General features: G+C 74.0%; 9 protein-coding genes. 4 read left to right on the top strand and 5 right to left on the bottom strand.

The genetic code is table 11. The features are described 5' to 3' along the window. Positions 1 to 12: 12 nt before the first annotated feature. On the top strand, positions 13 to 696 hold the full coding sequence (locus J3R08_RS03660; protein ID WP_043326744.1) for a permease prefix domain 1-containing protein: 684 nt from the start codon (positions 13 to 15) through the stop codon (positions 694 to 696). 48 nt (positions 697 to 744) lie between these two features. Here J3R08_RS03660 and J3R08_RS03655 read toward each other — a convergent pair whose 3' ends face one another. Continuing rightward, a complete protein-coding gene (locus J3R08_RS03655; protein WP_043326746.1) occupies positions 745 to 1086 on the bottom strand; it encodes a PadR family transcriptional regulator in 342 nt (113 codons plus the stop codon). A gap of 115 nt (positions 1087 to 1201) precedes the next feature. On the opposite strand from J3R08_RS03655, the gene J3R08_RS03650 reads away from it, so the two are divergent. The 3 genes from J3R08_RS03650 to J3R08_RS03640 all read left to right on the top strand — a co-directional run bounded on the left by J3R08_RS03650 (position 1202) and on the right by J3R08_RS03640 (position 5992). Beyond that, positions 1202 to 2191, top strand: a complete 990-nt coding sequence (locus J3R08_RS03650; RefSeq protein ID WP_064447625.1) for a hypothetical protein — start codon at positions 1202 to 1204, stop codon at positions 2189 to 2191. 40 nt (positions 2192 to 2231) lie between these two features. After that, positions 2232 to 4637: a transposase gene (locus tag J3R08_RS03645; protein ID WP_209959982.1), complete on the top strand. Its 2406-nt coding sequence runs from the start codon at positions 2232 to 2234 to the stop codon at positions 4635 to 4637. 134 nt (positions 4638 to 4771) lie between these two features. Beyond that, entirely contained in the window at positions 4772 to 5992 is a 1221-nt protein-coding gene (locus J3R08_RS03640; protein WP_209959980.1) for an ABC transporter substrate-binding protein, read from the top strand. A gap of 120 nt (positions 5993 to 6112) precedes the next feature. Here the strand turns inward: J3R08_RS03640 and J3R08_RS03635 are convergent, their stop codons facing one another. From J3R08_RS03635 to J3R08_RS03620, 4 genes are all read right to left on the bottom strand, one after another. Next, positions 6113 to 6706, bottom strand: a complete 594-nt coding sequence (locus J3R08_RS03635) for an ATP/GTP-binding protein (RefSeq protein WP_030501201.1) — start codon at positions 6704 to 6706, stop codon at positions 6113 to 6115. Position 6707: 1 nt separating this feature from the next. Beyond that, the gene (locus J3R08_RS03630) at positions 6708 to 7085 is read right to left on the bottom strand and encodes a DUF742 domain-containing protein (RefSeq protein ID WP_030501200.1); all 378 of its coding nucleotides are present in this window, start codon (positions 7083 to 7085) and stop codon (positions 6708 to 6710) included. A 100-nt stretch (positions 7086 to 7185) separates the two neighbouring features. Further along, complete coding sequence (locus tag J3R08_RS03625) at positions 7186 to 7590, bottom strand: roadblock/LC7 domain-containing protein (RefSeq protein ID WP_013283992.1); 405 nt, start codon at positions 7588 to 7590, stop codon at positions 7186 to 7188. Then, complete coding sequence (locus J3R08_RS03620) at positions 7587 to 11252, bottom strand: sensor histidine kinase (RefSeq protein WP_064447624.1); 3666 nt, start codon at positions 11250 to 11252, stop codon at positions 7587 to 7589. The genes J3R08_RS03625 and J3R08_RS03620 overlap by 4 nt, the downstream gene beginning before the upstream one ends. Positions 11253 to 11415 lie beyond the last annotated feature (163 nt).

Genomic DNA, 11415 nt, shown 5'->3' with positions numbered 1-11415 from the left:
AGGCTTGTGCGCATGCGGGTCCATGACGAGGCGGTGGTCGACCGCCGGCTGCGCGAGCTGTCCGGGCGCCTGTACGGGCCGGACCGGCTCAAGGCCGACCTGCTGACCGAGACGCGGCACGCGCTGGAGGACGCCGTCGAGGCGTACCGGGAGGAGGGCCTGCCGCGCGCGGAGGCGGAGCGGCGGGCGGTCGCCGAGTTCGGCAGCGACCGGCAGCTCGTGCCGGAGTTCCAGGCCGAGCTGGCCACCGGCGCGCTGCGCGGGCTGGCGCTGCGCACGCTCCTGATCTCGGTGGTGCTGATCGCCGCCGGTGACCTGACCTGGCAGGGGTCGAGCTGGAGCGGCGGTCCCCCGCCGCCGGCGAGCTACCTGCTGCTCTCCGCCGGGCTGAACGTCATCTGGGGCGTGATCGCCGCGCTGGCGCTGGCCGCGTTGCTCGTCGGCCCGCTCACCGCCCGGTGGGGGTCGCCCCGGCTCGTCCGTCCGGCCCGGCTGATCGGTTTCGGTCTGACCGGCGCCCTGGCGCTCGGCGTGACCGCCGGCGGCGCGCTGTTCGGCTGGTCGGTCGGGCTGTGGGACGCCGCGCTCACCTGGCCGCCGATGATCATCGGGGCGACGGTGGTGTCCGCGGCCTGGTTCGCACTGGTCCGGGCCGCCCGCTGCTGGGTGCTCGCCGAGCGGCGGTTGGCCGGCTGAGCCGGTCGGCCGCCCGAGCGGCCGGCCCACCGGTCCGGCCGGCGGGGTTCAGGCCGGGGCCGTGGGCGGTTCGTCCGCCCCGAGGAACCGGCCGACGGTGGCGCTGAACTCGCGCCAGCCGGCCCGCTCCCCCACCAGCGCCCGGCCACCGGCCTCGGTCAGCTCATAGGTGCGGCGCTCCCGGCCGTTGACTGTGCTCCACGTGCTCGCCACCAGCCCGGCCCGCTCCAGCCGGCGCAGCGCCGGATAGATGGTGCCGGTGGGCAGATCCAGCGTCCCGCCGCTGCGGGCACGCAACGCCTCGATGATCGCGTAGCCGTGTCGCGGGCCCTGTTCCAGCACGGCGAGCAGCAGCGCGTCGAGGTGGCCGTGCAGCGCCTGCGCCTTCATGCGTAGCAACGCTACTTGTCGATCCTCCGGAACGCCAAGGGGTGCGGCTCCCGGCCGCAACGGTTCGCCCACTAGGGTATGTGCGCAGAGTCACTCGGCGGCGCGACGCCGCCGGGTGGGCAACCGAACGCACACGGAGGTCAGCGTGGCCCGCCAGTCGCCCCAACGGCCCGACGCCGACGAGCCCGAGCTCGACGACACCGACGCGCCCGCCGCAGCCGACGAGGTCGAGGCGGACCGCCCGCCGGCGGACCGCGCGCTCTGGGACGAGGTGCGGATCGACCCGGTGGAGATCGCGCTGCCCGCCGGCACCGGCTTCACGCTGCGGGCGTACCGGCCGGCGCGCGAGCTGACCCCGACCGACGTCGCCGAGCGCGACCAGGACGACCCCTTCCTGGCCCGCCGCCAGGTCGTCGAGACCGAGGACGACGAGGAGGTGGTGATCCTCGACGAGGAGTTCGCCGCCCTCTCCGCCGAGGAGGACGACGAGGACGACGACAAGGCCGAGAAGGCCGCCAAGGGGCGCCGCAAGGGCGAGGCGGACGACGACGCGACCGAGGACAAGGCCGAGTCCGAGGACGAAGAGGACGACGACGAGGACGAGGACGCCGCGGGCGACGAGGAGGTGCCGGTCTTCCTCACCCACAAGGGCCGGCTCCTGCTGTTCAAGACCCCGGAGTCATTGGTCTCTTTCATCCGTTCCGGCGCGCCCAACGACCTGTCCCAACTGGACAGCTGGAATGAATTGTCCGAACGGCTGGAACCGGCCGACATCGCCCCGCTGGACGAGGACACCTACGAACTCGACCTGGTGGTGGAGAACCTGCGCGGCGGCCACGACGCATGGGACCACGAGCTACTCATCGAAGCTGGTGAGATCGCCCGTGACCTGGCGTACGCGCTGCGGCTACCAGCCGTGCTGGACATGCTCTCCGCCGGCTCGAGCCTGGACGATCTGGACGAGGCGCTGCGGGCTTCCGTCAACGGCGGAATCGGTGGTTTCCTGGGTCGGCGCCGGCTGAAGAAAATCGGGGCACAAACCGCAAGTTTGGGTTGGCGCACCATTGTCGGCAAGATCTCTGCGGTTGTGGACTGGCGCGACTGACCCGGAGCGGGGAGCATCAGTCTCTGGCAGAGCAAGACCTGTGTCCCGGGAGGAGGACGACGCCGTGGCGCTCGTGCGCGTGTACTGCGGTCTGGCCTCGGCAGATCCGGCCGACCGAACGGCTTCGGCCGGAACGACGCTGACGTCCGCTGTGGTCGACGACGCAGGCCGTCTGCTGCACGTCTGTGAGATCGCCGACGAGGCCGCCGGGTACGCCCAGCTGGTCGCGCTGCTGGTGGAGCGGTCCGGCGGTCCGAGCGGCGCGGCCATCGCCGCGGACAGCGACGACCACATCGTCACCTCGCTGCTGAGCGCCGCCGGCCGTCCGCTGGCGATCGCCGACGACGACTCGGTCGACGACTTCGCCGAGCGCTTCGCCGACGACGACTCCCTGGAGGAGATGCAGTCCCCGCCCGCCGAGCGCCGCGCGGTCGGGCTGGCCCGCGCGCTGCAGGCCGGCGCGCTCTCCGCGGTGACCCTCCCGGCGCCGCGTGAGCTAGCCGGATACACGCAGGTCCTGGCCGCGCACGCGGCGCTGGCGAGCGGCCGGCACTCGGCCGCGGTGACGCTGCGCGAGGTGCTCCGCGAGCTCTACCCGGCCGCGCTGCGCGCGTATCCGGACCCGGCGGACCGGGTCGCCCTCGCGGTTCTCGACACGCTGCCCGAGCCGGGGATGCTCACCGGTTCCGCGGCCCGTGGCCGCGACGGCGGGCTGACCGCCGACGCGGTGGTCGCGCAGCTGGCCGCCGAGGGTCTGGCGGACGCGGGCGACATCTCCGACGCGGTGACCGCGCTGCGGGTCGCCATCTCCGAGACACCCCGGCGGGCCACCGTCAACCGGACGCTCACCGCCGCCGTCGCCGAGACGGTACGGCAGGCGGTCGCCTCGGTCCGGACCTGTGACGCCGGATGCGACGCGCTCGTGGGCGCGCTCGCCGAACGCACCGCTCCCGCGCCCGCCACCGGCCGCCGGGCCGCCGCCCGACGCGGTGAGCAGGTCGACGAGCTGGCCCCGGCCACCGACCTGCGCGCGGTGCGGCCGGTCCAGCCGGAGCCGGCCGCCGAGCCGGCACACCGTGGTCGTCCCGAGCCGGCCGGCGCACCCGAGCCGGCCGGACGACGCAGCCGCCCGGAGCCGATTCCCGGCGGGCGCCGCGGCCGGCCCGAGCCGGTCTCCGGCCCGGCCGCCACGACGACGCCCCGGCCGCTCGCCCCGCCACCCGTCGCTCCCGCCCCGGTCACGCCTCCGCCGGTCGCTCCGGCCCCGGTGACTCCCGTGGCTCCGGCTGCCTCGCTGGGCCGTCCGGCCTCCGCGCCGCCGTCCCGGCCCGAGCCGACCGGCGCGCCGCTGCCGTCGCGGGTGGACGGACCCACCAACCGGCCCATCTCCGCGCCTCCGCCGCCGCCGCCCGGCATCACCCCGATCGCCCCGTCGCCGCGCGGCGCCGTGCCGCCGGCCGAGGCCGGCGAGCCGTTCCGGCCGACGCTGACCACCGCGGCGATCAACAAGGCGCGGGCGGAGCGGCAGCGCACCGTCATCCCGCCCCGCCCGAAGACCAATCCGCACCAGGAACCGCCGACCGGCGGGTTCAGCGCCACCGACCTGAGCATCCCGGTGCCGGCCCCGCGCCCGCCGGCGCCGGAGGCAGCCCCGCCGGGTTCCCGGGCGAACTGGCCGCTCGTGAACAACGAGGACGACACCGCCCGGGAGCGGGAGGGCACCACCTACCCGTATGGACGGGGCGTGGACGCGCCGAGCGACCCGGGCCGGGTCACGCCGCCGTGGCTCGCCGACGACCTTCCGCAGGAGCCGCCGATGCTGCGGCTGGTGGAGCCTCCGCCGCTGGCCGACCGGGCGCTGCGCGACGAGATGAGCCGGTCGGCCGCCGATCCCGGGCTGGACACGCCGCCGCTGCGTCTGGTCGACCAGGGCGACCCGGGCCGCGTGCCCATGACCGCCCCGCCCGAGCGGCGTCCCGCGCCGAAGGAGCACCGGCCGCCGCCGGTCTCCGACGACGGCGACGGTGACCTGCTGATCTTCGCGCAGGCCAAGTCCGCCTGGTTCGTCGGGCACGGGGACGAGGCCGACCTGGAGTGGTCCAGCACCGCTGACACCGGCTGGCAGGCGGCCGAGCAGGCCGCCCGCCCGTCCGTCGGCGCGGAGACCAAGGCCGGCCTGCCGAAGCGGGTGCCGCAGGCCAACCTGGTGCCGGGCTCCCCGCTGCGCGAGGAGCGTCCCCTGCGGATCGTCCGGAACGCGGCGAGCCTGGCCGAGAACACCACCGGATACTTCCGAGGCTGGCGGCGTGGCCAGGAGATCGGCGGCTTCGCCGTGGGCGGCCGTCCGGGCCGTGAGGCGGCCGGCGGCTGGGACTTCACCCGCGACACCGGGGACCGCGAGGACGACCGGGAGTACGAGTACCGCTCGGCCGGTTACCGCTCCTGATCAGAGTCCGCCAGGCCCACGAGTGGGGTGTTTCATCCCACACCTGGGCGATTTGACGCTGAGCTGGACCGGCCGGGAACATACCCGGCGGACCAGCGGCGGCGCCTGTTCGCCGGGGTGGGAAGGCGATTCCAATGGCGACACCGGCGTTCGACTCCACTGTGCTCACCCGGCGGGGCGTCCTCGCCGCCGCGGCCGGGAGCGTGCTGCTGGCAGGCTGCGCGCCGCAGGGCCAGCGGCCGGAGGACGGCCCGTCCAGCAGCGCGCCGAGCGACCAGGATCTGATCGTCGGGGCGAGCCTGGAGCTGACCGGCGCGGGATCGGTGCTCGGCGTCGCCCAGCGGCAGGCCCTGCAGCTCACCGCCGACTCGCTCAACCGCACCGGCATCCCGGTCGGGAACCTGGTCCGGTCGGTCCGGCTCCAGATCCTGGACAACGGCAGCAACCCGCAGGTCGCCGCCCGGCATGCCGCCGAGCTGACCCGGGCCGGCGCGCAGGCCCTGATCGGCGGCGTGCTCGGCGAGACCTCCGTCGCCCTGGCGACGGCCGCCCAGCAGGTCAAGACGCCGTTCCTCTCGCTCGGCTACGGTGACCGCATCGTGCTGCCGCTCGACGAGCGCACGTTCACCTACAAGCTCACGCCGGACGCCGTGGACATGGCACGCCGCCTGGTGGAGCTGTTCGAGTCCATGAAGGTCCGGAAGGTGTCCCTGCTGGCCGCCGACGGGCTGCACGGCGACTCGGGTGTGCGGGCGATGCGGGAGGCGCTCGCGGACAGCAGCACCGACCTGGCCCGCACGGTACGCCTGCCGGCGACCGGCCGGCGCTTCCGCGCCGCCGCCGACCGCGTCGCTGGTGGCGAGCGGGACGGCGTGGTCGTCTGGGCCACCGCGCCGGACTCCGGCGCCGCGGCACGGGAGCTGCGCGCCGCCGGGCACCGCGGCCCGATCTTCTTCGACGCCGGCGCGGTCGCCGACGACACCGTGCAGGGGGCCAACGCCGCCGCCGTGGAGGGCGCATACGCCGTGCACCCGGCCTGCCTGGACATCTCCGCGGTGACCGCCACCACCACGGCGCAGCTGGCCCGGCGGGACTTCGCCACCCGCTACACCCAGCGGCACGGCGGCAGCCCCGGCTTCGCCCCGTACGCCTCGGACGCCCTCCAGCTCCTCGCGTGGTCGGCGCGGATGGCGACGAGCCTGGACCGGGGCCGCCTGCGGGCGCTGCTCCAGGCGCAGGCGGTCCAGGGCATCGCGGGCGGGTACGCGTTCACCGCCGCGCGGCACGGTGGCATGGAACCCGACTCGCTCGCCGTCTACCAGGTCTACCGGGGCGGCTGGACGCGTCTCGGCTGACCCGGAGCGCCGCCCGGCGATTCCTTCCTGGAGGTCACCGGGCGACCGCGTACCGTGTCCGTCCCCGGACGGCAAGAAGCGCCCGGTGGCCTCAGGCCGCCGGGCGCTTCCGCGCGTCGGTCAGGCGGGTGCGACGGCCCGCGAGCGCCGCATGGTGAGCACGTACTCGACCAGCGAGATCAGCACGTGCTTCGTGGACTCCCGGTTACGGGCGTCGCACGGCACCACCGGCACGTCGCGGGAGATCGCCAGCGCGTCCCGGACGTCCTGCGGATCGTGGTACTGCATGCCGTCGAAGCAGTTGATGGCCACCAGGTACGGCAGCCGCCGGTGCTCGAAGAAGTCGATGGCGGCGAAGCAGTCGGCGAGCCGCCGGGTGTCGACCAGCACCACAGCGCCGATCGCACCCCGGACCAACTCGTCCCACATGAACCAGAACCGCGTCTGACCCGGCGTACCGAACAGGTACAGGATCAGATCCCGGTCGATCGAGATACGACCGAAGTCCATCGCCACCGTGGTCGTCGTCTTGCCCGGCACCTGCCGGGTGTCGTCGACGCCGACACCGGCGGAGGTCATGATCGCCTCGGTGGTCAGCGGCGTGATCTCGGAGACCGAGCCGACCAGCGTCGTCTTGCCGACGCCGAACCCACCGGCGATAACGATCTTCGCCGACGTCACTCGGCCGCTCGGGGCCGGCGGCCGGTGCGACATGTCAGAGCCTGCGAAGTCCACTCAGCACCCTCTCCAGCAGTTCAGTGCCCACCGCGTCGTCGGAGTCGTCCAAAATGGTCGGCTCGTGGACCGCGACCAGGCCGTCCGTCGCCATGTCGGCGATGAGCACCCGGGCCACGCCGAGCGGAAGCTGCATCCGCGCCGCGATTTCGGCGAGCGACTGCACACGTCCGTCACACAACGCGGCGATGTACTGGTGTTCACGACCGTGGCCACCATTGCCAGTGGCAACCGCTCGGCCGCGCACCGTCGTCTCGACGAGCGCCTCCAGGGCGATGTCGAGCCGGGGACGGGTACGACCACGGGTGACGGCGTACGGCCGGACCAATGCGCCGGTCGGCTCGTCACGATCCGCCATGTCGCCGCTCACCTCCCTCGTACCCGGCACCGGCTCGCCCCGGTGACATCCGTCGCTGTCGTTGTTGTTCCCGCACCTGACCCACCGGCCAGCGCGTCATTCAGCCCATCATCCCCACAGCCGTGCGCGGCTGCGGCGTCAGGGCATCGCCCACCCGGTCCACGAGCAGGGCCATCTCGTACCCGACCTGACCCACGTCGCAGCTCCGCGCCGCCAGCACCGCGAACGACGAACCGTCGGAGATGGACATCAGGAACAGGAATCCGTTGTCCATCTCGACGACTGTCTGCAACACCGCTCCGCCCTCGAAGCAGCGGGCCGCGCCCTGGGTCAGGCTGACCAGACCGGACGCGATCGCGGCGAGCTGGTCGGCACGGTCCCGCGGAAGGTCACGGGACGAGGCGAGAAGCAGGCCGTCGGCCGAGACCGCGACCGCGTGCGCCACACCGGGCACCCGGTCGGCGAAGTTGGCGAGCAGCCATCCGAGATCCTGCGTAGTAGTCATCCTTGTTGCTCCTTCTGCCCGCTCCCGGCCACCGGGCCTGAGCCAGACTGCGAGGACTGCTGCCCGCCCGGAGTGCCCTCCGGGCCGGTCGTGTTGCTGTCGGTGTTACGCCCGCGCTGCACGCCCCGATGGTAGGCCGACAGCAGGCCCCGGACGCCTTCCGGCGTCCGCCGCTGCACCGAGGCAGAAGGCTTGTCGATGCTGCCGGGCACGAGCTGCGCCATCGGCTTCCGCTTCGGCAGGCCCTTCTGGGTGGTCTCCGCGACCGGCACCTCGGTGGCCGCCGAGGCGGCGCGCCAGCCGTCGTCGGCCGCGGTCTGCCAGGGCGAGGACTGCGGCGACGCGGTCGGCTGCCGGGTGGGCAGCCCTCCGCCGTACGCGGGACGGGTGTTCCCGTTCGCCGCGCCGTTGTCACGCGGTGCTCCGCCGGCCGTCGGAGTGTGTGCCATCGGTGCGTTACCTGTCGTTGCGGGTGTCGGCTGCGGCACGGGCCGGCCGGCGGTGTCCACCTTGGCGAACTGCTGGGTGGCGTCGCCGCCGTTCGTCGTCGGGGCCGGGGCCGCCGCCTCCTCGTGGGGCCCGGGCCGGCGGGTACGGAACCACGCCGACTCGAGCTCCCGGAAGATCGGCAGCTCCATCGTCTCGTCGGCGTACCGCTGGCGGTTGCCCTGCTGCTGCGCTGCCGGGCCCGGTCGCGCCGCCGGGGCGGCAGCCGGCCGGTTGGTCGCCGGGGTGGCGGCCGGCTGGTTCGTCGCCGGGCCGGCGGCCGACGGCTGGCCGGTCGCGGGCTGCGCGGTGGCCGGCATCTCCGTGCGCGGCACCCGGGGCAGCTCGGTGGTCATGTCCATGCCGCTGGTGGGCCGTTCCGGCGCCGCGGGGGCCGGGGCCGGAGTGACCGGCGGCCAGACCGGCGGCGCACCGACGCCCGGCCCGGGCGTCACCGGTCGCGCCGGCAGCTGGTTCGCCGGCGGCGCGGAGACCTGGTAACCGGCGGCCGGCTGGCCGGAGACCGGCGCGGCCGACGTGGGCTGCCCGGAGACCGGCGTGGCGGAGACCGGACGGCCCGTGTACGGGTCGCCGGAGACCGGCGCCGCGGAGACCGGACGGCCGGAGAACGGGTCGCCGGAGACCGGGGCGGCCGAGACCGGACGGTACGGCAGCGGGTTGCCGGCGGCCGGGGCGCCGGAGACCGGCGGCAGCGGCGGCGCCGACACCGGCGGGACCGGCGGCGCGGAGACCGGCGGCGGGCTGTAGGGCCGCGCCTCGGGGCTGCTCGGCAGCTGGCGCGGGATCGCCGGCTGCTGGCCGCTGGTGCCCGGGTCGCCCTCGGCCGGGTTGCGCCGCTGGGGCAGCGGCTCGAATCCGGAGCCGGACGAGGGCCGGGAGCCGAACCCGCCGTCCCCGTCGCCCGGGTTGGCGCCGGTCAGGTCGGACCAGGCCGGCATGGCGCGAGCGCCACCGGCGTTCGCCGGGGTGCCCGAGCCGTTGCGCGGCGCCGGGTCGAAGGCGCGTCCGCCGAGCGTGACCTGGTTGCCGGAGGCGCCCGGGTGCGGGGCCGGCGGCAGGCTCTGCGGGTTGTTGTTGCCGAAAGCGGCCAGGGCGCCGAAGGCGGGCGTCGGTCCGCTCTGCTGCGGGGCGGCGGGCGGCAGGGCCGGCGCGCCCGGACCACGGCCGGCCAGGGCACGCGGCACCAGGACCGTGGTGGGCAGCGTCACGTCGGCGACGGTGCCCCGGTCGGTGCCCGGTCGCAGCTCGACCCGGACGCCGTGGCGGGCGGCCAGCCGCGCTACCACGACCAGACCCATCATCCGGGAGACCGCGACGTCCACCTGCGGCGGCGTGGCCAGCCGCTCGTTGAGGTCACGGAGCTGCTCCGGGCTGATGCCGATGCCCCGGTCCTCCACGTATAGGGAGGCACGGTCGCCGACCCGGCGGGCCTCCACCATGACCTGGGAGTCGGGCGGGGAGAACGCGGTCGCGTTGTCGAACAGCTCGGCGACCAGGTGCACGAGGTCGTTCACCGCGTGGGCGGCGACCTCGATGTCCCGGTCGATCACCCCGAACTCGATCCGGGTGTAGTGCTCGACCTCGGACTGGGCGGCGCGGAGCACGTCGATCAGGGCGGCGGGCTCGCGCTGCACACGCGTGGAGTCCGCGCCGGCGAGCACCAGCAGGTTCTCGTCGTTGCGGCGCATCCGGGTGGCGAGGTGGTCGAGCTGGAACAGCTCGGCCAGCCGGTCCGGGTCCTCCTCGCCGCGCTCCAGCCGGTCGAGGTGGCCGATCAGCCGGTCGACCAGGATCTGCGAGCGGCGGGCCAGGTTGACGAACATGGTCGCGACGGACGCCCGCAGGGCGGCCTGCTCGGCGGCGGTCCGGACGGCCTCCAGGTGGACGGCGTTGAACGCCTCGGTCACCTGGCCGAACTCGTCCTTGCTGCGCACCGGCAGCGGCTCGGCGATCTGGTTGGCCAGCTGCACCGGGGTGAGCTGGCCGGTCACCTGCGGGTCACGCAGCCGGGCGACGGCCTGCGGCAGCCCGTACTGGGCCACCGCCAGGGCGCCCTGGCGCAGGTCGCGCAGCGAGCGGGCCATCGAGCGGGCGACCAGGTACGCGAACAGGATGGCCAGCAGCAGCATGGTGAGCAGCAGGCCGGTCTCCAGGAACACCTGGCGCTGGGTGTCCGAGCGCAGCGCGTCGGCCTGCCGGACCACGTTGCCGTCGAGGCGGGACTCCACCGTCCGCATCAGCTTCGCGTTGGCGACCATGGCCTGGTCCCACTGGTCCGCGCCGAACTGGGCGTTCTCCATCGAGCCGCTGTTGTTGCCCGAGATGAAACTCGTGTAGAGCTCCGCCCGGCGCAGGTCCGGCCCGGAGACGGTCTGGTCGTAGAACAGCTTGTCCGGGTCGGTGGCTACCGCCTGGAACGTCGCGAACGCCTGCGACTGGCCGGTGCCGCTGGCGATGAACTGCTCGCGCAGCGCGGGGGTGTACTGGTTCTGGGTGATCGCCTGGTGGACGACCACGCGGCGCTGGGTCAGGAATTCCTTCTGCCGGGCGACAGCGGCCGCCGCGCGCATCCGGTCACTCAGGTCGTTGTCGCCGGCGAGCTGGGTGGCGGAGTCGCGGATCGCGAGCAGGTCCTCGATCAGCTGCCGGTAGGTCAGGTCGGCGTCATTGATCTTGAGCTTGCCGTTCAGCACCTGGCTGCGCGTCGCCGGGAGGTCCTTCAGCTGGGTGTCGATCGCGTCCAGCAGCCCGACGAAGTTGCGCGGCAGGTCGTCGATCTCGCCACGCTGCCGCAGGTACGGCGACTTCGCCTGGTCCACCCGCTGGTTGGCCCGGTTGTAGCCCTCCTGGTACTGCGCCCGGGTCTGGAACTCCTTCGCGCCGAGGAAGAGCACGGCGCCGACCCGCTCGTCCTGCACCGTGTCGATCAGGTCACCCGAGTAGCCGATCAGATTGGCCAGGTCCCCCGCACGGTTGGCATTGTTGAGCGTCTCCAGGTGGTCGACCAGACCACTGGTGCCCACCACGACCGTGGCGATGGTCGGCACGATCATGATCAGACCGAGCTTGGACCAGATCGGCATGTCGCGCAGCCGACTCATCGGCCGGCGCAGCCGCGACAGGAAGGAGCCCGCCGTCGTTGGCCGTTTGCTCACGTCACCGCCCTCGCATTACCGCGCCCGACGTCACCTGAGGGCAACGCCGAGCGACCGACCCGGCGGGTCGGACCTCCGAGATTCCATCACGCCGCCCCGCAAAGAGAAAGACCAGGTTGTCCCTCACCGGAGGTGTGATGAGATGTTGATGCAATTTGATAGC

Source organism: Micromonospora sp. HB375, assembly GCF_017872985.1.
Classification (GTDB): domain Bacteria; phylum Actinomycetota; class Actinomycetes; order Mycobacteriales; family Micromonosporaceae; genus Micromonospora; species Micromonospora chalcea.
This window is presented reverse-complemented; position numbering and strand designations above follow the sequence as displayed.

Bases quoted from the DNA above. Each gene is read 5' to 3' on its own strand.
- J3R08_RS03625 (WP_013283992.1), bottom strand. From the start codon at position 7,590: ATGACTACTACGCAGGATCTCGGATGGCTGCTCGCCAACTTCGCCGAC.
- J3R08_RS03630 (WP_030501200.1), bottom strand. From the start codon at position 7,085: ATGGCGGATCGTGACGAGCCGACCGGCGCATTGGTCCGGCCGTACGCC.
- J3R08_RS03655 (WP_043326746.1), bottom strand. From the start codon at position 1,086: ATGAAGGCGCAGGCGCTGCACGGCCACCTCGACGCGCTGCTGCTCGCC.
- J3R08_RS03640 (WP_209959980.1), top strand. From the start codon at position 4,772: ATGGCGACACCGGCGTTCGACTCCACTGTGCTCACCCGGCGGGGCGTC.
- J3R08_RS03660 (WP_043326744.1), top strand. From the start codon at position 13: ATGCGGGTCCATGACGAGGCGGTGGTCGACCGCCGGCTGCGCGAGCTG.
- J3R08_RS03635 (WP_030501201.1), bottom strand. From the start codon at position 6,706: ATGTCGCACCGGCCGCCGGCCCCGAGCGGCCGAGTGACGTCGGCGAAG.